The following is a 21,803-nucleotide window of genomic DNA, read 5'->3' as shown; positions in this document are numbered from 1 at the left end:
CCGGCGTTAGGCTCGTCACAGAGACGTGAGCGCCACTCCGAGCGCTGCTGCCGCCAGTCCGGCGACCAGGTTGGCGGCAACATTGAGGCCCGCGGCGCGGTACCGCGTCTCGCTGACCAGCCGCACCGTGGCGGTGGTCCAGGAACTGAAGGTGGTCAGGCCGCCGGCGAGCCCGGTCGAGAGGCCGGACTGCCACTCGGCGCCCAGGCCCAGCCGGGCCGTCATCCCCATGGCCGCGCCAATGATCAAGGAGCCCGTCACGTTGACCACCAGGGTCGCCCAGGGCCAGTGCGGGCGGCGCCCCGGGTGGTGCGCAAACCAGGAGTCGACGGCGAAGCGCAGCAAGGCGCCCGCGACACCGAAGACTGCCACCAGTAAGGCCGTGATCATGAGGCCCCGCCGCTCAGGTCGGCCAGGGCCTTGCCGGTTTTCCACCCGGCGGCCGCGGCGCCGAGCCCCAGGACCAGTGACAGCCCCAGATAGGCCATCCAGCCGGTGTGCAGTCCGCCACGGAACTGCTGGTCGATGGAGAACACCACGGCCGAAAAGGTCGTGAAGGAACCCAGCAGCCCGGGACCCAGACCGGCACGCAGCCAGAAGGCGGTCTTCGGCCGTGCGATCCAGACCGTGGTGAGGGCCGCCAGGACAAAGCTGCCCACGATGTTGATCACCAGGGTCGTCCACGGGATGGTGCCGGCGGCCTCGGGGAACACCAGTCCGGCCCCGTAGCGCAGCTCCGTTCCGATCAGGCCGCCAACGGCGACGGCGGCCCACGCCCGCCAGCCTGGCAGCCCGGGCCGGGCCCCGGCAGCCGCCGGTGCTGGTGCCTTGGCCGCGCGCTTCATGCCGCGGCTCCGGTCGGTGCGGGCCGCATTCAGGGCCGCTTGAGGCTGCAGCCGGGATGGGCAGTGTCGCTGTGGACCCAGAGGGCGGACGCGACTTCCTCGGCGAGGTCGAACTCCTGCCGGGTGCCGCCGGAGCCGATCCGCACGACCAGGGCGCCGCCGAAAGGCTTCCGGCCCAGCACCTCGACGTCCGCGTCCAGCCCGATGTCCTCGGCGGAAAGATAGCGCAGCAGTTCGGGGTTCTCGTCGCTGATCCGGGTGATGCGGCCGGTGTGCCCGTCATCGAGCTCACTCATCCGGTGGGCGGCGGGCATCAGCACGGAGCCGTCCGCTGCCGGGATCGGATCACCGTGCGGGTCCCGCACCGGGTTCCCGAGCTTGGCCGCCATGCGTTCGATGAAAGTGTCCGAGACGGCGTGTTCCAGAAGTTCGGCCTCGTCGTGGACCTCGTCCCAGCGGTAGCCGAGTTCCCGGACGAGGAAAGTCTCAATGAGCCGGTGCCGCCGGACCATGGACAACGCCAGCCGGACGCCGTCGGCCGTGAGCCTGATGGCGCTGTAGGGCTGGTGGTCCACGAGTCCCTGGTCCTTGAGCTTGCGGACCATCTCGGAGACCGAGGAGTTGGCCACGCCGAGGCGCTGGGCCAGCTGGGTGGAGGTGATGGGCTTGTCCTGCCACTCCGTGAAGGAGTAGATGACCTTGACGTAATCCTCGATCGAGGAGGAGGGCGGACTGGTCTTCACAGCAACCAGCCTACTATCAGGCGGCGCCGGAGACCGGCAGCCACAGCAGGACGAGGCGGACCGCCACGACCAGGACCACGCTGTCGACGGCGGCGGGCGGGATCAGGCGCGGACTGCCCGCCAGCTCTGCGTCAGGTAGGGGAGCGGGAGGACCTCGCCGGGGCGGTGGCCCAGATGTTCGTGCAGGTACCAGTCGAGGTTGCCCAGCACCTTGGCCCGGGTCGCCTCGCCGGCCGCCAGATAGTAGCTGCGGGACTTCGTCAGCTCCATGATCTCCGCAGTGCGCACCGGATCCTCCCAGCGGGTGAGATGGCTCTCCAGCCCGGTGAATTCCGGACCCAGCGGCGGTTTGAAGTGCGGCTTGTGGACATCGCCGGCATGCATGATCCGCGAGAGCCGGTGCACCCAGGGAACGGACGTGTCCAGCTGATTCCAGATCAGCCCCAGCACGCCGTGGGGGCGGAGGATCCGGGCGATCTCCGTGCTGGCCAGGAGGGGATCGCACCAGTGCCAAGCCTGCGCGACGGTCACGAGGTCGAAAGCTTCGGCGGGCAGCCCGGTGTCCTCGGCGGTACCCTCGACGGCGGTGACGCCCGGCAGTGTCCTGCGCAGCTGTTCCAGCATGTCGGCGGAAGGGTCCACGGCCACCGTGTGCAGGCCGCGTGCCACCAGCAGCGCCGTGAACTTCCCGGTTCCGGCGCCGACGTCCGCGGCGTCCTTCGCGCCGGCGGGAATCAGCCAGTCGGCCGAGTCAGCGGGGTAGCCCGGGCGGACGCGTTCGTAGTGTTCCCCGCCGTCCCGGAAGCTCTGCCCCAGCTTCTGGCGCCGCTCCTGGTGCAGTTTGGGTCCGCCGCGTGCCACGTGCGTTCTCCTTAGGCAGGTCCGGATGGGTACCTTCCGAATTTACCGCACGAAGCACGGGCCGCGTTTCCTTGGCTTTGCCCCCGCCGGGCCATCAGTCCAGCGTGCAGGGCGCGGCGCCGGCGGTGCCGGGTGTGTTGGGAGCCCAGTGCGGGTAGCTGCGGGTGTCGTTGGACGGCACCCAGCGTCCGGCGTCCACCACATAGTCCCAGCCGAGGCCGGTCCGGCGCAGGTCCTGGATTCCGGCGAGCAGCCGCTCGGCGTCCTCCAGCCGGGAACCCAGGCCGAAGCTGGCCCGCAGCGATCCGGAGGGCAGCCCGAGCCGCCGGAGCAGGGGGTGCGCGCAGAAGCGGCCGTCGCGCAGACCGATGCCGTGTTCGGCCGACAGGTAGGCCGCCACCAGGCCCGCGTCGTAGCCCTCCAGCGAGAAGTTGACGACGCCGATTGTGCCGGTGCCCGGCCCGGTGCCTGCGGGCGCATCGAAGGAAGCACTATCCGAGAAGATCTGGTGCACCCTGACGCCGTCGATCCGGGCCAGGCCCTCGACGAGGAAGGACCGGATGGCGTTTTCGTGCGCGTGCCACTGTTCCGCGTCAAGGTCGGCAATCACCTGGGTGGCGCGGGCCAGGGCGGCGGCGCCAAGGACATTGGGGGAACCGCCCTCGTGCCGGGCAGGACCGGTGGTCCAGCTGACCGTGTCGATCCGGGCATCCTGGACGGCTCCGCCGCCGGCCAGGTGCGGTGTGCCGGCGTCGAGCCAGTCGGGACGGCCGACAAGCACTCCGGCGCCGAACGGTGCGTAGAGCTTGTGCCCGGAAAAGGCGAGATAGTCGATGCCGTCCGCCGCGATATTGATCCGCCGATGCGGCGCCAGTTGCGCGGCGTCGACGACGATCCGGGCGCCGAATTCGTGGGCCAGGGCGGCCAGGGCCCGGATCGGCAGGATCTCTCCGGTGACGTTGGAGGCGCCGGTCACGGCGAGCAGGCTGACGCCGCCGTAAGCGAGTTCCCCGCGGAGCAGTTCCAGCGTCGCGGCCAGGGTGGGAGCGGCGATGACGCTGCGGTGCGGCACGCTCTGCCACGGCAGGAGGTTGGCATGGTGTTCGATGTCGAGATAGAGCACCTCGCCGGTGTGGGACCCGTCGGCGACCGGCAGGCAGCCCGCCAGCAGGTTCAGGGAATCGGTGGTGTTCCGGGTGAAAATCACCGAATCGTCCGGGCGGCCGCCGACGAAATCCCGGACAATGCTGCGGGCGTTCTCGTAGACCGAGGTGCTGATCTGGGAGGCATAACCGGCGCCGCGGTGGACACTGGCGTAGTACGGCAGGATCTCGTTGAGGTACGCCGAAACCACGGACAGGGCAGGGGCCGAGGCGCCGTAATCCAGGTTGGCGTAGCGGACGCTGCCGCCCTGAATGAGGGGGGCCTGGATCTCGGCGCCGGTCACCGCGGCCAGGGGCCGGCGGGCGACGGCGAACCTCGCCTCGTGGAGGGTCTGGCCGGCGCCGGACGGCAGTTCGGCAGTGGCAGGAAAAGTGGCAGTCGTCATGGGACCTCGCTCGAAAAGGACCCCACGCACCGGGGATCCGCGCTTGCCGGGTCCGTTCCGGACCGGCCAGGTCGTCACCCGGGGCACCCCACCGCGAATGGAGGGTTGCCGGCCAGCAAACCGGGGTTTAGCGCTGGCACTCGTGACCTGCTTCGAGCCTAGGACATCCGTGCGGGAGCGGAAAAGACAGGGCCCTTATGTGAAGCGCTTTATTACGGCACGGCTCCGGGAGGTGCGGTCGAAACGGCCGCCGCCAGGGCCTAGAGCAGGTCGTCCAGCCCCGGGTTGAGGCGTTTGAGGACCTCCGAGTGCAGGATGGAGTTGGTGGCGAGGGCGTTGCCGCCGAAGGGGCCGTCCTCTCCTTCGAGGGAGGTGAAGCGTCCGCCGGCCTCCGTGACGATCGGAACCAGGGCGGCCATATCGTAGAGGTTCAGTTCAGGCTCGCAGGCGATGTCGACGGCGCCTTCGGCCACGAGGCAGTAGGACCAGAAGTCGCCGTAGGCGCGGGTGCGCCAGACTTCCTCGGTCAGGCCCAGGAACTCATCGAGGTTGCCGCGCTGCTTCCAGCCGCCCAGACTGGAGTAGGACAGCGAGGCGTCCGCGAGCTTGGAGACGTTGGAGACCTTCAGCCGGGTGGCGGCGGCCAGCGACCGACCCATGTAGGCGCCGGCGCCCTTGGCAGCCCACCAGCGTTTCCCCAGTGCCGGGGCGCTCACGACGCCGACGACCGGCTCGCCCTCGTCGACGAGGGCGATCAGCGTGGCCCAGACGGGGACGCCGCGGACGAAGTTCTTGGTCCCGTCGATCGGGTCGATGATCCAGCGGCGGGAGCCGTGGCCGGAACTGCCGAACTCCTCGCCCAGGACGGCGTCGCGCGGCCGGGAGCGGGACAGCTGGCCGCGGATGGCTTCCTCGACGGACTTGTCGGCGTCCGTCACCGGCGTCAGGTCCGGCTTCGTCTCGACCCGAAGGTCGAGTGCCTTGAAGCGGCTCATGGTCTGGGAATCTACGGAATCTGCCAGTACATGGGCAAGGCGCAGGTCATCGTTGTAGCTCGAAGCGGGTTGACTCATGGTTCCAAACTACCGCCAAAGCGGGCGCCCTGGCGGGAGGCCGGGTGGCTGCGCCGCCGGAGGCGGCCCGGCACAGGGCGATCCGCGCCCCGATTGCCCGCTCAGGAGACGGTGCCCAGCTCCTTGACGTCCTGTGCTTCCATCCGCGGGTCCGTCCCCAACAGGCGGCGCAGCGAGCTGAGCCGGGCCGGGCCGGATTCGCCCGCGTGGCCGGCGGCCACCCAGGCGTCCACGCCGCAGTTGACGGCGCTGGAGTCGTGCTTGCAGCCCCGCTCGCAGGCGTCGGTTCCGGGTTCAAGGTCCGGGAAGGAGTGCAGGATCCGGTCGGGGTCCACGTGGGCCAGGCCGAAGGAGCGGATGCCGGGGGTGTCGATGATCCAGCTGCCTGCGGGGGCGTCGTTGACCTTCAGGGCTAGCGCCGAGGATGACGTGTGGCGTCCGCGCCCTGTGACGGCGTTGACACCGCCGGTGGCGCGCTCGGCGCCGGTCAGCGCATTGACCATGGTGGACTTGCCGACGCCGGAATGGCCCAGCATGACGGTGACCTTCCCGTCCAGGTAGGCGCGCAGCTGGGAGACGGCGTCCTTGTCCAGCCGGGCGGACAACCCGTCGTCCGAGCGGGCATCGATGCCGGAGGCTGCGGAGTCCGCCGTCTTGGAGATGATCACGGGGAAGGCGAGGTGCTGGTAATTGGCGAGGAGCTCCGCGGGATCCTTGACGTCGGCCTTGGTGACCAGCAGCAGCGGCTCGATCCCGGCGTCGTACGCGGCCACAAGGGCGCGGTCGATGAACCCGGTCCTGGGCTCCGGATTGGCAGCTGCCACCACGATCACCAGCTGGTCGGCATTGGCGACGACGGCGCGCTCGATCGGGTCCGTGTCATCGGCACTGCGCCGCAGCAGGGTCTTGCGGTCCTGGATCCTGACCAGACGGGCCAGGGTGTCGGGCTCGCCGGTGACATCCCCGACGAGCGAGACAAAGTCGCCGGCCACGACGGGGTTGCGGCGCAGCTCCCGGGCCCGGGCGGCGATGATTTTGCGCTCCTCGGGCGTGCCCTCGGCGACGACGGCGGTGTAGCGTCCCCGGTCAACGGTGATGATCCGCCCGGTCACGGCGTCGTCGTAGCTAGGTCGGTCCTTGGTGCGGGGCCGGGTGCCCTTCTTGTTGGGCCGGATCCGGACGTCGGATTCGTCCCAGGAGTCAGTGCTGCGTGCCACCGGCGGCGTCCTTCTTTGCGGGGATGGCGTCTGCGGGGGCTGCACTTCCGCCGGCGCCCTGGGCGAGCATGGATTCCCACAGCCGCGGGAAGTCCGGCATCGTCTTGGCTGTGGTCGCAATGTCCTCGACCTCGATGCCGGGGACGGCCAGGCCCAGGATGGCACCTGCCGTGGCCATACGGTGGTCGGCGTAGCTGTGGACGACCCCGCCGTGCAGTGGCGCGGGCCGGATGATGAGACCGTCGGAGGTTTCCTCCGCGTCGCCGCCCAGGCGGTTGATCTCCGCCACGAGGGCGGCCAGCCGGTCTGTTTCGTGGCCGCGGAGGTGGGCGATGCCGCCCAGCCGCGAGGGGCCGCTGGCGAGGGCGCAGAGGGCGGCGACCGTGGGGGCGAGTTCGCTGGTCTCGTCGAAGTCCGCGCCCTTGATCTCCGGGCCGCCGGTGACGGTCAGGGTGCCGTCGGTGAGCGTGACGGTGGCACCCATGGTGGTCAGGATGCCGCGCCACAGATCGCCGACCTGGGTGGTCCTGGCCGGCCAATTGGGGATCCGGACCGTGCCGCGGGTGGCCAGCGCCGCTGCGAGGAACGGCCCGGCGTTGGAGAGGTCCTGTTCGATCCTGAGGTCAAAGGCGCGGATGGCCCCGGGGGAGACGACCCAGTGGTTCGGGCGGGAATCGTCCACGGCGACACCGGCGCCGCGGAGCACGGCGACCGTCATGTTGATGTGGTCCAGGCTGGGGACGGGCTTGCCTACGTGCTCGAGGTGCAGTCCCCCCGTGAATCGGGCTCCGGCCAGGAGCAGCGCCGAGACAAACTGCGAGGAAGCACTGGCGTCAATGACGAGGTGGCCGCCCCGGACTTCGCCCGTGCCCTCGACCGCAAACGGCAGCGAGGACGCCGGTCCGCCGCCGGGTGCGCTGACGGCGACGCCCAGCCCGGTCAGCGCCGCGATGATGGGACCCATCGGGCGGTTCCGGGCGTGCGGATCGCCGTCGAACAGTGTTACTCCGCGGCGCAGGGCCGCGACGGGAGGGACGAACCGCATCACCGTCCCGGCCAGCCCGCAATCGACAGCGGACCGCGCCTCCGGGGCATCCAGGCTGATGGGCGTGATGGCCAGGTCAGGGCCGAAGGCGCCGTCGCCCGGAACTTCCGTGATAGTCGCCCCCAGCTGCCGCAGCGCCTCGATCATCAGGGCCGAATCGCGGGAATGCAGGGGGGCACGCAACCGCGAGGGCCCGTCGGCGAGGGCGGCCAGCACCAGGTACCTGTTGGTCAGGGACTTCGATCCCGGAACGGTGACCGTTGCGTCGACGGGCCGAACGGCGAACGGCGCCCGCCAGGGCGGAACGCTGTCGGCCGGAACGGGGCGGGCTGCTGCGGGGGTGGCGCCTGTCATTGTTGTCTTAGGCTCCGACGGTGTGGTCTACGGCCTTGCGCACAGCCTTGTCGGCCTTCTTCAGCTGCTTGCCGGTGGTCTTCCGGACATCGGCGGCGAGGTGGCCTGCGTTCTTCTTGGCGTCCGCGGCGAGGTGCTCGGCGCGCCAGGCCAGGCTGGGCCGGCCGTTTGTGTCGACGGCGGCGAGCAGGACCCCGCCGGTCAGGGAGACGTTCTTGAGTAGCTGCTTGCGCCGGGCGTCACGGCCGTCCTTGGAGCTGATGTCCGCGCTGCGCCATTCGACGTAACCGTTGAGCGCCGAGATGACGGCCAGGATGGTAGCGGCGAGGCGTGCCGACTTGCCGAGCGCGAAAAGCACGCCGGCTCCGACCTGGGTGCCGCCGATAACGCGGGCCAGGACCTTCTCGTTGGTCTGGAACGGCAGCGATTCAGCCGCGCGCCGCAGCAGGGGTGAGAGCTGCGTGGCAGTGTCATCCGCATTCTTTAGCTTGTCCATGCCGGCAAGGACGAAACTGGATGCGAGCATGGGCCGGGCGAGAAAGCGGACAAACGACATGAATTTCCTCCTGGGTGGACGAACCGCGGAATCAATGCGGGAGAACCGGTTCTAGTCTTGCACTTTTGCGGAATATTTGCCTGCCGGGCCGGGTTGTGAATGACAGGTCCCGGCTGTTTAAATGCGGCCGGATTTTGGTTCTGAACAGCCCGGACAGCGGGCTGGAACACAGTGGCCCGGCTGGAGCGCCCCGCCGTGGCGCAGGAAGGCGGAGATTTGATACTGGTGAAGGACATTCCCGTAACGGACATTCGCCTCAAGGACATGGGGAAACTCCCGGCAGATCCGGCGGAGTCGTGGACCGCTGCCCTGCGGGACGGAACGGTGCCGGCAGTGACGGGCACCCGACGGAGCCTAACAGTAGACTTGAAGGCAATGAGCACCCTGGATCCGGCCGTTGCGGCCATGCATGAGGTAGCCGGAAACGGCGCCACGCCCGCCAAGTCACCTGCTACCGGCCCCGCCGGCGCACTTTCAGACCCTGCCCCGGAACCGGGAGTGGCGCGGGCGTCCGACGCCACGGACACGGTGCAGGATGCCGCCGCCCAGGAGACGATTGTGGACGGGCAGGCGCTGGACGTGACGACTGAAACCACGGAGGAACGCCGGGTACGGTTCGAACGCGACGCCATGCAGTACGTGGACCAGCTGTACTCCGCAGCCATGAGGATGGCCCGGAATCCCGCTGATGCCGAGGACCTGGTCCAGGAGGCGTACACGAAGGCGTTCTCGGCCTTCCACCAGTACAAGCCGGGCACCAACCTGAAAGCCTGGCTCTACCGCATCCTGACGAACACCTACATCAACCTGTACCGCAAGCGGCAGCGCGAGCCGCTGCAGTCGAACTCGGACACCATCGAGGACTGGCAGCTCGCCCGGGCGGAGTCACATACCTCCTCAGGCCTGCGTTCGGCCGAGGCCGAGGCTCTGGACCACCTGCCGGATTCGGACGTGAAGCGGGCCCTGCAGGACATCCCGGAGGAATTCCGGCTGGCGGTGTACTTCGCGGACGTCGAGGGATTCGCGTACAAAGAAATTTCAGAGATCATGAACACCCCGATCGGGACCGTGATGTCACGCCTGCACCGGGGCCGGAAGATGCTCCGGGACATGCTCGCCGACTATGCCGCCGAGCGGGGATTCCGGGCGGGTCCCACCACCGCGGCCGAAAGCAACAAACAGGAGAACAGGAAATGAGCGACTGCCAGGGACTGGGCGACTGCGACGACGCCCGGATGCAACGTATCTACGAGTATCTGGACGGTGCCCTCACACACGATGACATCGCCGAGATCAAGGACCACCTGGACGGGTGCCCGGAATGCTTTGAGCAGTACGACCTCGAATGTGTCATCCGCGTCATGGTGAAGCGCTCCTGTACCGAGGCCGCCCCGGAGAACCTCAAGAATTCGATCCTGGACCGGATCCACTCCAACAACCCGGTGGAGGCCTGACCCCTCCGGCCCCGAGCTGTTCCGCGGAATGAGTTCCGCGGCACCAGTCCCGCGAACCAAAACGAATGACCCCGGAAACCGTGAGGTTTCCGGGGTCATTCGACTAAAGCTGTCATTCCAAGCTTTGCTTAGGCGTTGGGGCGCTTGCCGTGGTTCGCGCCGCCACGCTTACGGTCACGACGTTTACGTGCACGTTTGCTCATAGCTGGCCTCCTTAATTTTTGGTACTCAAAAGAGCTGCCCTCAAGTCTCCCACATCGGGGCACCCGCCGCGAACCGGCGGGGCGGGAGGTGCCGCAGAGAGCGAATCACGGCCGGAGATTCAGTCCAGTGAATTCCGGATCGAGATCCGGGCCTGGTCCAGCACCGTTTTGACCGTCTCCAGCGTCACGGGCGTGATCGGATGCCGTCCGCCGTGGCGGCGCAGCTCCACGCGGACGTCGTCGCGGAAGGCCTGCACCAGCATCTCCGCCTCCCGCAGCCGGCCATCGCTCTCCTGCGAGTAGCGCTGGCCCGCCAGCGAGGCGACCGTTGATCCGGCCGCCCGGGCGGAGGAACGCGCGGCCTCGGCCGTTGCGGCCAGGTCCGCCCGCAGCCCGCGCATATTGACTTTGATGTCCTGCCGCAGAGTGTCCGCGAGGCGCCGGACTGACGCGGAGATGTCGTTTTCCACACCGGCGACTTCGTCCCGCCGGTTGTTCAGCTCCACGAGTCCGGCCGGGGTGATGCTGTAGTAGGTCCGGCGGCCCTCGGTGAGGGTGGCGACGAGCCCTTCCTCCTCGAGCTTGCCAAGCCGCGGATAGATGGTTCCGGCACTGGGGGAGTAGGTGCCGCCGAAGCGTTCGCTGAGCGCCTTGATGAGTTCATAGCCGTGCTTCGGACCTGGCTCCAGCAGCGCGAGCAGGTAGAGCCGCAGCGCCCCGTGGGCAAAGACCGGAGGCATCAGGGCCCCTTGTTGGGGTCCGCGATCGGCTGGCCGTGGAAGATCGCCGTTTTTCCCGAGACCGAATTGGTCCGGACCAGCATGAGTTGGGTATCGGGTCCGGCAATGGTTTGCACGGTGCCGCCGGGTTGGCTGTATTTCAGGTCGTCAATGACGACGGCGCCGCTCGCGGACTTGGCGATGATGTCCACGCCGACGTCGTGCGGGAGGCGGATGGTGACATCACCCGAGACTGAATTGGCGCCGAAGTCCTGGGTGAAGCTGTGCAGGTCGAAGCTGAGGTCTCCGCTGACGGTGTTGGCACGGATGTTGGTGAACTCGCCGGATGCGGTGATCTCGCCCGAGACGCTCTTGGCCGTCAGGACGCCCTTGTGGTTGCGGGCGATCACCTCGCCGCTGACGGTCTTGACCGACAGGCTCCCCGACGTGCCGTCGGCCAGGACGGAGCCGGAGACCGTGTTCAGCCGGGTGTCACCGCTGCTCCCGGAAACCATGCCGTCGCCGCTGACGGTTCCCGCCTCGACGTCGACGCCGGCCGGCAGGGCGATGCTGATAACAACGGAATTGCTGCTGCTGTTGTTGACGGTGTCCATGAGGTTCTTGAACCAGCCCTGCGGTCCGTGCAGCTGGTGCCGGACCTCAAGGCGTCCGTTGACCAGGCTGATGGCGAGGGGGTCGCCGTGGACCTCGGAGACTTCGACCCGGGCGACGGGTTCATCGTGCGCGACAATATCGAAGCGTCCCCGGACGATGCCGAGCTTGAGCGAGGTGACGCCGTCGACGTCGATTGTCTGCGGACCGGTGACGGTCCAGTTGTTCTCTGTCATGGTTCCTCCGGGAAGGCGATATGTCATGCGAACGATTGCGATATATCGCGACTATAGAAGTCACGATATATCGCCGGCTTGGCACGGTCAAGATATATCGCGGATCTACCCGGGGGCGGCGGGTGCCGTTTACTCCGGGGCGTCAATCCGCAGCCACTGGAACCAGCCGCGGTGCAGCACGAGCCATGCCATCAGTCCGTAACCTGCCTGGCCGGGGGTGCCGCCGTTGCCCGCCAGGTCCTGGCGCCACTGCTCGTGGTTCAGCAGCGGCGAGAACGTGTCGACGTAGAGGTGCTTGCGGCGGGTGGTGACGTCGGCGAAGGCCGTGTTGAGCTCACCGAGCCTGCGGTTGTGCACCGGGTCCAGGGTCGGCGGCGGGCCCACGACGAAGACCTCGATCTTGTTTTGCGAGGCGGAGTCAAGGATATTGGCGAGGTTGAGCCGGCTGCGGGCGGTGGAGAGTCCAAACTCGACATCGCGGCCGGATAGCCCGATCACCAGGCGGTTCTCGTGCTGGCTGTTGAAGCGGCGCCCGGCTTCTTCGAACCAGCGGGCTGCCAGGCCTTCCGTGCCTTCCTGCGGGCACGCCAGGGAATAGCATTCCAGGGACAGCCCGTCCTGCGGCGTGCGCGCGAGCACCCGCCCCAGCCAGCCCAGCGCGCGGGGATCACCCAGGCCGGCCAGCAGTTCATCGCCCACGGCTGCGATCCGCAGCTTTCGATCTTCCACGACTACCTCTTTACTTCAGAGCGTCCAGTGAACCGTCCTTCCGGCCATCAGCGATGGTCGGGGACAGTGCCGGTTAAACAAAGCTGCCCGGCCGGAGTTGCGAGTTTCAATCTCCGGCCGGGCAGCGCTGACCTTACTTACGTGCGAATGCCTGTTTGAGCAGCGCGTCCTGCTCGGCCGCGTGACGCTTCATCGATCCTGCCGCGGTGGAAGCCGAGGCGGGGCGGGACACGAGGCGGACCCGGCGGTCCAGTGCGTCCGGAAGGTTCAGGCCGATGAACGGCCACGGACCCTGGTTGGCCGGCTCGTCCTGTGCCCAGACAACCTCGGCGTTCGGGTACTTGGCAAGCTCAGCGTCAATCTCGGCGGCGGGCAGCGGGTAAAGCTGCTCGACCCGGACGATCGCGGTGGTCTTGTCTCCGGTCTTCTGCCGGGTGGACAGCAGATCGTAGTACAGGCGGCCGGAGACCAGCAGGACACGTTCGACGGCGCCGCCCTGCAGTTGCTCGTGGTCGGGGATGACGGTCTGGAACGTCCCGGTCGTGAAGTCCTCCACGGAAGACGCTGCGGCCTTGAGGCGGAGCAGCTGCTTCGGCGTGAAGATGATGAGCGGCTTGCGCGGCCGGCTGTACGCCTGGCGGCGCAGCAGGTGGAAGTGAGACGCCGAGGTCGTGGGGTTGGCCACGATCATGTTCTCTTCGGCGCACATCTGCAGGAAGCGCTCGATCCGGGCGGAGGAGTGGTCCGGTCCCTGGCCTTCGTAGCCGTGCGGCAGCATCAGCACAAGCGAGGAGCGCTGGCCCCACTTCTGCTCGGCCGAGGAGATGAACTCATCGATGATGGTCTGCGCGCCGTTGACGAAGTCACCGAACTGCGCTTCCCAGAGCACCAGGGCATCCGGGCGTTCCACCGAGTAGCCGTATTCGAAGCCCATGGCCGCGTATTCCGAGAGCAGGGAGTCGTAGATCCACAGCTTGGCCTGGTCATCGGAGAGGTGGGCCAGCGGCAGCCACTCGTCGCCCTTGGCGCGGTCGTGGAAGACGGCGTGACGCTGCACGAAGGTGCCGCGGCGCGAATCCTGGCCGGCGAGCCGGACCGGAACGCCTTCCATGATGAGCGAACCGAAGGCCGCGAGCTCGCCGAAGCCCCAATCGATGCCGCCTTCACGGGACATCACCTCACGCTTCTCGAGCAGCTGCTTGAGCTTGGCGTGGACCGTGAAGCCCTCGGGGATGTCCACGTGGGCCTTGCCGATGCGCGCCAGCATCTCGGCGGAAATCGCCGTCGACGCCGGAGCGCTGGTGCGGGAGTCCGACTGCTGGGCCATCGGGCGCTCCAGATCGGACACCGCTGCGGAATCCGCCGTGATGATCGGGATCGGGGAGGTCTGCGCGGCATGGGTTTCCGCGAAGACGCGCTCCAGCCGTTCCTGGTAGTCGCGCAGCAGCTGCTCGGCTTCCTCCTCGGTGATGTCACCGCGGCCGATCAGGGATTCGGTGTACAGCTTGCGGACCGAACGCTTGGCCTCGATCAGGTTGTACATCAGCGGCTGGGTCATCGAGGGGTCGTCGCCCTCGTTGTGCCCGCGACGGCGGTAGCAGACCATGTCGATGACAACGTCCTTGTGGAACCGCTGGCGGAACTCGTAGGCGAGCTGCCCGATGCGGACCACGGCTTCCGGGTCGTCGCCGTTCACGTGGAACACCGGCGCCTGGATCATCTTGGCGACGTCCGTGGAGTAGGTGGAGGAACGGGACGAGGACGGCGCGGTGGTGAAGCCGACCTGGTTGTTGACCACAATGTGGATGGTGCCGCCGGTGCGGTAACCGCGCAGCTGGGAGAGGTTGAGCGTTTCCGCCACAACACCCTGGCCCGCGAAGGCGGCGTCGCCGTGCACCATGATCGGCAGCACGGGGAAGGCTTCGCCCTGGTCGAGGCGGTCCTGCTTGGCGCGGACGATGCCCTCGAGGACGGAGTCCACGGCCTCGAGGTGGGACGGGTTGGCAGCGAGGTAGACCTTGGTCTCCTTGCCGTTGTCCGAAGTGAAGGTGCCCTCGGTGCCGAGGTGGTACTTCACGTCGCCGGAGCCCTGAACGGAGCGCGGGTCCTGGGTGCCTTCAAATTCGCGGAAGACCTGGGCGTAGGTCTTGCCGGCGATGTTGGTGAGCACGTTGAGCCGGCCGCGGTGGGCCATGCCGATCGCCACTTCGTCGAGCTCGTCGTCGGCCGCATCGGAGATGATGGCGTCCAGCAGCGGAATCAGGGACTCGCCGCCCTCCAGCGAGAAGCGCTTCTGGCCGACGAACTTCGTCTGCAGGAAGGTCTCGAACGCCTCGGCCGCGTTCAGCTTGGAGACGATGCGCAGCTGCTCGTCACGGCTCGGCTTGGAGTAGGGGTGCTCGATCTGGTCCTGGAACCACTTGCGCTCTGCCGGGTCCTGGATATGCATGTATTCGATGCCCGTGGTGCGGCAGTAGGCATCGCGGAGCACACCGAGGATGTCGCGGAACGTGAGCATCGGCTTGCCGCCGAAGCCGCCGGTGGGCCATTCGCGGTCCAGGTCCCACAGCGTGAGGCCGTACGTCAGCACGTCGAGGTCCGGGTGCTTGCGCTGGACGTATTCCAGCGGATCGGTGTCCGCCATAAGGTGGCCACGGACGCGGTAGGCGTGGATCAGCTGCTGGATGCGGGCGACCTTGTTGATTTCGTCGGCCGGGTCCACCTGCAGGTCCGGGCTCCAGCGCACGGGCTCGTACGGGATGCGCAGGGACTCGAAAATATCGTCGTAGAAGTTCTGTGCACCGAGCAGGAGCTGGTGCACAAGCTTCAGGAACTCGCCGCTGCCGGCACCCTGGATGACGCGATGGTCATAGGTGGAGGTCAGCGTGAGGACCTTGCTGATGGCGTTGTGCGCGATGATCTTCGCGCTGGCGCCCTGGAATTCCGCCGGGTAGTCCAGTGCCCCGACGCCGATGATGGCGGCCTGGCCCTTGGACAGGCGCGGCACCGAGTGCACCGTTCCGATGCCGCCGGGGTTGGTCAGCGACACCGTGGTGCCGGAGTGATCGTCGGCGGTCAGCTTGCCGGCGCGGGCGCGCTTGATCAGGTCCTCGTAGGTATGCCAGAACTCGGAGAAGTTGAGGGTCTCCGCTTTCTTGATGTTGGGCACCATCAGCAGGCGGCTGCCGTCGGGCTTCGGCATGTCGATGGCGATGCCGAAGTTCACGTGCGCCGGCTGGACCGCGACAGGCTTGCCGTCGACGACGTCGTAGTAGACGTTCATCGAGGGGAACTGGGCGAGGGCGCGGATGACGGCGTAGCCGATCAGGTGCGTGAAGGAAACCTTGCCGCCCCGGGCGCGGGCCAGGTTGGAGTTGATGACCACACGGTTGTCGATCAGCAGCTTCGCAGGGATCGCCCGGACGCTGGTGGCGGTCGGGACCTCCAGGCTGGTGATCATGTTCGTCGCGATGGCCTTGGCCGGGCCGCGGAGGACGGAGACGACGTCCTCCTCCGGGGCCGTCGGGGCCTTAATGTTCTTGGGCAGCTGGGCCGGGATCGGCTGGCTGCCGGGGCGGGCTTCCGAGGTCTTGGAGCCGTCGCGCGCAACGGTGGCCGGGGCCTTCTTCGCGGCGGCAGGGGCGGCCGGGGCAGGCGCTGCAGCAGGGGCGGGCGCGGCCGGCTGCGCTGCCGGCGCGGCAGCCGGGGCTACAACGGGAAGTTCGCGGGTGGGGGACGCAACTGTCGCTGCGCCTGAGGCTCCGTTGGTGGACGAACTGTCTCCGGCGTCGAAGGATTCGAACAGCGGCCACCACTTGGCATCCACGGTGTTCTTGTCCTGCTGATACCGCTCGTACAGTTCGTCAACGAGCCACTCGTTTCCGCCAAATTCCTCTGGTAGACGGTGGCTAGGCTGCTCTGGCACTTGAATTACGCCTCTTCCATGAGTTTGATTCCCACTGGTTTCACGGTGCGTCAGCACGACGATTGAACCAGTCTCCGCGTCCAGTGAACCCAGACCCCTGCCAGTCTAGTGACGATTCTTGCCAAACCGCCAATAAGGGTGACTCAAATCATCAAGTCGGCTCAAAGCGTCGTCACGGCACCCCAACCGGCGGTCAAAGGAGCCCCCGGAAGGAAGCCGGACGCCAACCAGGGGGCTGCAGCGGGAGCGGCCTCCGGGCGGGTGCCGCGGCCGGTGGAAAGCCTCGCTAGACTCGCACTGAGAACCCGTTCAGCACCGGAATGACTACTTAAAGGAGCAGCCGTGCGCTTCCTGACCGAGCCCACCACCGACCTGACCTATTCGGACCTCTTCCTGGTACCGTCCCGCTCCGAGGTCACCTCCCGCCTGGACGTGGACCTGGCTGCGGATGACGGGACGGGCTCCGCGATTCCCCTGGTGGCGGCCAATATGACGGCAGTGACCGGCAAACGGATGGCCGAGACCATGGCCCGGCGCGGCGGATTGGCGGTGCTGCCGCAGGACGTCCCGCTTGAGGTGATCCGCGAGGTGACGGCCTGGATCAAGACCCGCCACCCCGTCCTGGAAACCCCGGTCACCCTGTCGCCGGCAAGCACCGTCATTGATGCCCTGCACCTGATGGGCAAGCGGCCGCACGGCGCCATTATGGTCGTGGATGACTCGGGTGCCGTGGCCGGCATCGTCCGGGCCGCGGACTGCGAGGGCCAGGACCGTTTCGCCTCGCTGGCCTCGGTGATGCGCCACCAGCCGCTGGTGCTGGACGCGGCTGTGCTGGAGAACGCCCCCGCCGGCGGCGGCGCCGGGCCCGCCGGCGGATCAGGCGCCGGACTGCGCTCCGCCTTCGACGCGATGGACGCTGCCGGGACCGACTTCGCGCCGGTCCAGCGGGACGGCGTCCTGGCCGGAGTCCTGACCCGGAAGGGAGCCCTCCGCTCGACCCTGTACCGGCCCTCCCTGGACGCCTCCGGCAGGCTCAAGGTGGCCGCCGCCGTCGGGATCAACGGCGATGTCGCCGGCCGGGCCGCGGAACTCCTCGCCGCCGGGGTCAACGTGCTGGTCCTCGATACCGCCCACGGCCACCAGCAGAAGATGTTTGACGCCCTGGCCGCGGTGAAAGGCCTTAACCCCGGGGTGCCCGTGGTGGCAGGCAACGTGGTCACCGCCGAGGCGACCCGCGAACTCATCCAGGCCGGTGCGGACATCGTCAAGGTCGGTGTTGGCCCCGGGGCCATGTGCACCACACGGATGATGACGGCCGTCGGCCGGCCGCAGTTCTCCGCCGTGCTGGAATGCGCGGCCGCCGCGCGGGCTGCCGGCGGGCGGGTCTGGGCCGACGGCGGCGTCCGCTACCCGCGGGACGTGGCGCTTGCCCTCGCCGCCGGCGCAAGCCAGGTCATGATCGGGTCCTGGTTCGCCGGCACGCACGAGAGCCCCGGCGACCTGCAGCAGGACGCCGGCGGGCGGCAGTTCAAGGAAAGCTTCGGCATGGCCTCCGCCCGGGCCGTGCAGAACCGCAACCAGCGCGAAGGCGCCTTCGAAAAGGACCGCAAGGCCCTCTTCGAGGAAGGCATCTCCACCTCCCGGATGTTCCTCGATCCGGCGCGGCCCGGCGTCGAGGATCTGCTGGACATGATCACCGCCGGGCTCCGCAGTTCCATGAGCTACGCCGGCGCCGCGGACCTTGCGGCGTTCCGGGAACGCGCCGTGGCCGGGATCCAGTCCGCGGCCGGCTACGAGGAAGGCCGCCCGGTCCCGCAGAGCTGGTGAGCTGCTCCGCTGCGGCGCGGGGCCGCCGTCGGGCGTCACCCGGGCAGCAGCCGGCGGCAGCTGCTCCTGTAGACTGAACTTCTTATGGACAGTAAATCTAGGTGCCGGCCTGGGGGCTGTCAGCGGGAAACGGAATCCGTTACCGCGCAGTCCACCCGAAGAGCCGGCAAACCCCGTTCACGTGCCCATCATTCTCCGGCGGCACACCAGGCCGGAGCCTTTCAGGAAACAGGATCGGCCGCGGCCGACCATCCTCCGCCGGGCGGACTCCTCCAACACCCGGCCACCCGCTGCTCCTCCGCCGGGACTCCGCTGCACGCCACTGCCCCGGAAGCGGGCCGCTAAATGGAGTGGCTTCTTCTCGGAGCAGGACTGCTGCTCATCCTGGGAACCGGCTTCTTCGTAGCCGTTGAATTCTCCCTCGTGGCCCTTGACCAGGCCACTGTCCAGCGGGCCGTGGACGACGGCGACACTGCCGCCGCGCCCCTCCTCAAGTGCCTCAAATCCCTGTCCACGCAGCTCTCGAGCTGCCAGCTGGGCATCACCATCACCACCCTGCTCACCGGCTATGTCATGGAACCGTCGGTCGGCAAACTGCTCGAAGGCCCGCTGGGCGCCCTGGGGCTGCCGGAGGCCGCAGTTGCCTCCGTGTCGCTGATCCTCGCGATGGCCTTTGCGACGCTGCTGTCCATGCTGATCGGCGAACTGGTTCCGAAGAACATGGCGATTGCGCTGTCGTTCCAGGTCGGCAAGGCGCTGGCCGGTCCGCAGCTGATTTTCACGGCGATCTTCAAACCCGCCATTGTGGTGCTCAACGGCTTCTCCAACAAGGTACTCAATATCTTCGGGCTGGAGGCCAAGGAAGAGATTTCCGGTGCGCGGACCCCGGCCGAGCTGGCCTCCCTCGTGCGCCGCTCGGCGGCCATGGGAACCCTTGACGCCGGCACCGCCAACTTCATCGCCCGGACGCTCAAGTTTTCGGGCCGGACGGCAGCGGATGTCATGACCCCCCGCATCCGGGTCGAGACCATCGACGCCGACCAGCCCGTGTCCGACATTGTGGAGGCGGCACGCCGCACCGGCTATTCGCGCTTCCCGGTCATCGGCGAATCCTCGGACGACATCCGCGGCGTGGTCCACATCAAGAAGGCCATCGCCGTCCCCTCGGACCGGCGCGCCAAGCTGGAGGCCGGTGCCATCATGACCGATGTGCTCCGGGTTCCGGAAACCATTCACCTGGACGCCCTGCTCGCGGAACTGCGCGAAGGCAATCTCCAGCTGGCAGTGGTCCTGGACGAGTACGGCGGAACCGCCGGCATCGCCACCCTCGAGGATCTGGTCGAGGAAATCGTCGGAGAAGTGGCCGATGAGCACGACAAGGTCCGGCCGGGGCTGCTGCAGAGCGCCTCGGGGGACTGGTACTTCCCGGGCCTGCTGCGCCCCGATGAACTCTCCGAACAGATCCCGGGACTGACCGTTCCCGACGAGTCTGCCTATGAAACGGTAGGAGGCTACGTGATGAGCCAGCTGGGCCGGATTGCCTCCGTAGGGGACACCGTCGACGTCGGCGGCGGAACCCTGAGCGTTACCCGCATGGACGGGCGCCGGATCGACCGGATCTGCTTCAAGCCCGGCCGTGTCCACCGCGGGAACCACTCCACCACCGAGGTGGGTGCCGAATGAGCGACTGGGCAGGAATTCTCTGGCTGGTCGTCCTGCTGATCGGCAACGCCTTCTTCGTGGCCGCCGAATTCGCGGTCATGTCCGCGCGCCGGAGCCAGATCGAGCCCTTGGCCGAGGCGGGCTCCAAGCGCGCGCAGACCACCCTGCGCGCGATGGAGAACGTCTCCCTGATGCTGGCTTGCGCGCAGCTGGGGATTACCGTCTGTTCCCTGCTGATCCTGCAGGTCGCGGAACCGGCAATCCATCATCTGATGGTGGTGCCGCTGGAAGCGGTCGGCGTCCCGGTGGAGATTGCGGACGTTGCGGCGTTCGCCGTCGCCCTGCTGGTCGTCACGTTCCTGCACGTCACGATCGGCGAGATGGTCCCGAAAAACATCTCGGTGTCCGTTGCGGACAAGGCAGCACTGCTGCTGGCGCCGCCGCTGATGTTCATCGCCCGTGCGGTGAAGCCGGTGATCGTGGCCCTCAACTGGTCAGCGAACCACATCCTGAAACTGATGCGGATCGAGCCAAAGGATGAGGTCACGTCCTCCTTCACTTTGGAGGAAGTGCAGTCGATCGTGCAGGAATCGACCCGCCACGGGCTCGTGGATGACGACGCCGGCCTGATCACCGGTGCGCTGGAGTTCTCGGAACACACCGCGTCCCGCGTCATGGTCCCGTTGGACAAGCTGGTGATGCTGAAGCCCGCCACCACGCCGGTGGAATTCGAAAAGGCCGTGAGCCGCACCGGGTTCTCACGCTTCCCGATGCTGGACGAGGACGGAATGCTCTCCGGCTACCTCCACATCAAGGACGTGCTGTCCATCCCGGACGCGGCTTACCGCCAGCCGATCGCCGAAAGCCACATCCGGTCCCTGGCGAACCTTGCCATGGACGACGAGATCGAGAAGGCCATGTCCGTGATGCAGCGGACCGGCTCGCACCTGGCCCGCGTCATCGGTCCGGACGGCCTCACCCAGGGTGTGTTGTTCCTCGAGGATGTTATTGAGGAGCTCGTCGGGGAGATCAGGGACGCCACCCAGGCCACCGGCTACCGGAGGCTCGGCCAGGACCAGCAGTAGCGCCCGGGGTATCCCTAAATAGGAATCATTCCTATTTAGGGATACACTCGAAGCAGTTGCTATTGCTCCTGATTCTCAATAACAGATCCGAGGTCCCCCGTGCGTCGTCCTGCTGCCCAAGCCATCGTTGCCGCTTTTGCCGGCCTGAGCGTGCTCCTGACGGCCTGCGCGCCGACGTCGGGGACCTCCCCGGAGAGCAGCGCCGACGGGATTGTCGACGTGGTAGCCTCCACCAGCGTTTACGGGGACATCGCGGGCGCCGTCGGCGGAGACAAGGTGCGGGTCAATTCCATCATCGCGCGCACCAGCCAGGACCCGCACTCCTATGAAGCCACCACGCAGGACAAGCTGGCGGTTTCGAAGGCCGAGCTGGTGCTGGAGAACGGCGGCGGCTACGACGATTTCATTCACAAGCTCGCAGAAGACACGGGGCTGGAGCCCAGCAGCGTCCTGAATGCCGTGGAGCTCTCCGGACTGGTTCCGGCAGAGCCTGCCGGCGAGTCCGCCGCCGCCGATGCCGACGGGCACGCCCGCACCCCTGCCGGCTTCAACGAGCACGTTTGGTACAGCCTGCCCGCCATGGCCCGGCTGGCTGACGCCGTCGCGGCCAGGCTTGGAGAGCTCGAGCCGTCCTCGGCCGAGTCATTCCGCAGCAATGCCGCGGCCTTCAAGGATTCGCTCGGAGGCCTCGAAGCCAAGCTGGAGGGAATCAGGGCGTCGGCCGGCGGGGCGTCCGTTGCTGTGACGGAACCGGTGCCGATGTACCTGCTCGACGCGGCCGGCCTGGTAAACCAGACCCCGGCCGAATACACCGCTGCGATCGAAGAAGACACCGACGTGCCCCCCGCCGTACTCAAGGCCGCCACCGACCTTATGGCGTCCGGCAGCATCAGGCTGCTGGCTTACAACCAGCAGACCGAGGGCCCGCAGACGGTCGCAGTCAAGGACGCGGCAGCAGCCGCCGGTGTCCCGGTGGTGAACTTCAGCGAGACCTTGCCCGACGGCGTGTCCTACCTCCAGTGGATGACTGAAAATGTCGACAACATCGGCAAGGCCCTGGCCTAGGATTAGCAGACAGCCCAGCCCAGCAGTCCAGGCAGAGGGCGCG

At 67.6% G+C, this 21,803-nt stretch carries 20 protein-coding genes and 1 riboswitch; of the genes, 6 read left to right on the top strand and 14 right to left on the bottom strand.

Features of this window, described 5'->3' with window-relative positions:
- Positions 1 to 15: 15 nt before the first annotated feature.
- The 9 genes from ASPU41_RS19275 to ASPU41_RS19235 form a co-directional block, all read right to left on the bottom strand.
- On the bottom strand, positions 16 to 390 hold the full coding sequence (locus tag ASPU41_RS19275; protein ID WP_069952281.1) for a fluoride efflux transporter FluC: 375 nt from the start codon (positions 388 to 390) through the stop codon (positions 16 to 18).
- On the bottom strand, positions 387 to 845 hold the full coding sequence (locus tag ASPU41_RS19270) for a fluoride efflux transporter FluC (protein WP_069952280.1): 459 nt from the start codon (positions 843 to 845) through the stop codon (positions 387 to 389). The genes ASPU41_RS19275 and ASPU41_RS19270 overlap by 4 nt, the downstream gene beginning before the upstream one ends.
- A gap of 29 nt (positions 846 to 874) precedes the next feature.
- Complete coding sequence (locus ASPU41_RS19265) at positions 875 to 1,588, bottom strand: metal-dependent transcriptional regulator (protein WP_069952279.1); 714 nt, start codon at positions 1,586 to 1,588, stop codon at positions 875 to 877.
- Positions 1,589 to 1,690: 102 nt separating this feature from the next.
- Complete coding sequence (locus ASPU41_RS19260; protein WP_069952278.1) at positions 1,691 to 2,449, bottom strand: class I SAM-dependent methyltransferase; 759 nt, start codon at positions 2,447 to 2,449, stop codon at positions 1,691 to 1,693.
- Between the two features lie 94 nt (positions 2,450 to 2,543).
- Entirely contained in the window at positions 2,544 to 3,998 is a 1,455-nt protein-coding gene (locus ASPU41_RS19255) for an aminotransferase class V-fold PLP-dependent enzyme (protein ID WP_069952277.1), read from the bottom strand.
- Between the two features lie 34 nt (positions 3,999 to 4,032).
- Positions 4,033 to 4,146: riboswitch (SAM riboswitch) on the bottom strand.
- Positions 4,147 to 4,258: 112 nt separating this feature from the next.
- Positions 4,259 to 5,071 (bottom strand): histidinol-phosphatase, encoded by an 813-nt coding sequence (gene hisN / locus ASPU41_RS19250; RefSeq protein ID WP_069952276.1) that lies wholly within the window; start codon positions 5,069 to 5,071, stop codon positions 4,259 to 4,261.
- 101 nt (positions 5,072 to 5,172) lie between these two features.
- Positions 5,173 to 6,288, bottom strand: a complete 1,116-nt coding sequence (gene rsgA / locus ASPU41_RS19245) for a ribosome small subunit-dependent GTPase A (RefSeq protein WP_069952275.1) — start codon at positions 6,286 to 6,288, stop codon at positions 5,173 to 5,175.
- Entirely contained in the window at positions 6,272 to 7,687 is a 1,416-nt protein-coding gene (aroA, locus tag ASPU41_RS19240; protein ID WP_069952274.1) for a 3-phosphoshikimate 1-carboxyvinyltransferase, read from the bottom strand. The genes rsgA and aroA overlap by 17 nt, the downstream gene beginning before the upstream one ends.
- A 7-nt stretch (positions 7,688 to 7,694) precedes the next feature.
- On the bottom strand, positions 7,695 to 8,243 hold the full coding sequence (locus ASPU41_RS19235; protein ID WP_069952273.1) for a DoxX family protein: 549 nt from the start codon (positions 8,241 to 8,243) through the stop codon (positions 7,695 to 7,697).
- 375 nt (positions 8,244 to 8,618) lie between these two features.
- Here ASPU41_RS19235 and ASPU41_RS19230 point away from each other — a divergent pair, with 375 nt between their 5' ends.
- Positions 8,619 to 9,440 (top strand): sigma-70 family RNA polymerase sigma factor, encoded by an 822-nt coding sequence (locus ASPU41_RS19230; RefSeq protein WP_157357066.1) that lies wholly within the window; start codon positions 8,619 to 8,621, stop codon positions 9,438 to 9,440.
- Positions 9,437 to 9,697 (top strand): mycothiol system anti-sigma-R factor, encoded by a 261-nt coding sequence (gene rsrA / locus ASPU41_RS19225; RefSeq protein WP_069952272.1) that lies wholly within the window; start codon positions 9,437 to 9,439, stop codon positions 9,695 to 9,697. Before ASPU41_RS19230 ends, rsrA begins: the two co-directional genes overlap by 4 nt.
- 128 nt (positions 9,698 to 9,825) lie before the next feature.
- Here the strand turns inward: rsrA and ASPU41_RS24130 are convergent, their stop codons facing one another.
- The 5 genes from ASPU41_RS24130 to ASPU41_RS19205 all read right to left on the bottom strand — a co-directional run bounded on the left by ASPU41_RS24130 (position 9,826) and on the right by ASPU41_RS19205 (position 16,121).
- Positions 9,826 to 9,900, bottom strand: coding sequence for a 50S ribosomal protein bL37 (locus tag ASPU41_RS24130; RefSeq protein ID WP_104061284.1), 75 nt, complete (start codon positions 9,898 to 9,900; stop codon positions 9,826 to 9,828).
- A 119-nt stretch (positions 9,901 to 10,019) separates the two neighbouring features.
- Positions 10,020 to 10,640 (bottom strand): PadR family transcriptional regulator, encoded by a 621-nt coding sequence (locus tag ASPU41_RS19220; protein ID WP_069952271.1) that lies wholly within the window; start codon positions 10,638 to 10,640, stop codon positions 10,020 to 10,022.
- On the bottom strand, positions 10,640 to 11,467 hold the full coding sequence (locus ASPU41_RS19215; RefSeq protein ID WP_069952270.1) for a DUF4097 family beta strand repeat-containing protein: 828 nt from the start codon (positions 11,465 to 11,467) through the stop codon (positions 10,640 to 10,642). The genes ASPU41_RS19220 and ASPU41_RS19215 overlap by 1 nt, the downstream gene beginning before the upstream one ends.
- A 129-nt stretch (positions 11,468 to 11,596) precedes the next feature.
- A complete protein-coding gene (locus ASPU41_RS19210) occupies positions 11,597 to 12,196 on the bottom strand; it encodes a GDSL-type esterase/lipase family protein (protein ID WP_069952269.1) in 600 nt (199 codons plus the stop codon).
- Between the two features lie 133 nt (positions 12,197 to 12,329).
- On the bottom strand, positions 12,330 to 16,121 hold the full coding sequence (locus ASPU41_RS19205) for a multifunctional oxoglutarate decarboxylase/oxoglutarate dehydrogenase thiamine pyrophosphate-binding subunit/dihydrolipoyllysine-residue succinyltransferase subunit (protein WP_069952268.1): 3,792 nt from the start codon (positions 16,119 to 16,121) through the stop codon (positions 12,330 to 12,332).
- Between the two features lie 342 nt (positions 16,122 to 16,463).
- On the opposite strand from ASPU41_RS19205, the gene ASPU41_RS19200 reads away from it, so the two are divergent.
- The 4 genes from ASPU41_RS19200 (at position 16,464) to ASPU41_RS19185 (ending at position 21,760) form a co-directional block, all read left to right on the top strand.
- Positions 16,464 to 17,948: a GuaB1 family IMP dehydrogenase-related protein gene (locus ASPU41_RS19200; protein WP_069952267.1), complete on the top strand. Its 1,485-nt coding sequence runs from the start codon at positions 16,464 to 16,466 to the stop codon at positions 17,946 to 17,948.
- A 345-nt stretch (positions 17,949 to 18,293) separates the two neighbouring features.
- Positions 18,294 to 19,631 carry a hemolysin family protein gene (locus ASPU41_RS19195; protein WP_069952266.1) on the top strand — a complete coding sequence of 446 codons (1,338 nt, stop codon included), beginning with the start codon at positions 18,294 to 18,296 and terminating at the stop codon, positions 19,629 to 19,631.
- Positions 19,628 to 20,695, top strand: a complete 1,068-nt coding sequence (locus ASPU41_RS19190; RefSeq protein ID WP_069952265.1) for a hemolysin family protein — start codon at positions 19,628 to 19,630, stop codon at positions 20,693 to 20,695. Before ASPU41_RS19195 ends, ASPU41_RS19190 begins: the two co-directional genes overlap by 4 nt.
- A 99-nt stretch (positions 20,696 to 20,794) precedes the next feature.
- On the top strand, positions 20,795 to 21,760 hold the full coding sequence (locus tag ASPU41_RS19185) for a metal ABC transporter solute-binding protein, Zn/Mn family (protein WP_069952264.1): 966 nt from the start codon (positions 20,795 to 20,797) through the stop codon (positions 21,758 to 21,760).
- The last annotated feature ends 43 nt before the right edge of the window (positions 21,761 to 21,803 follow it).

Origin of the sequence: Arthrobacter sp. U41 (assembly GCF_001750145.1) — a bacterium.
Classification (GTDB): domain Bacteria; phylum Actinomycetota; class Actinomycetes; order Actinomycetales; family Micrococcaceae; genus Arthrobacter.
This window is presented reverse-complemented; position numbering and strand designations above follow the sequence as displayed.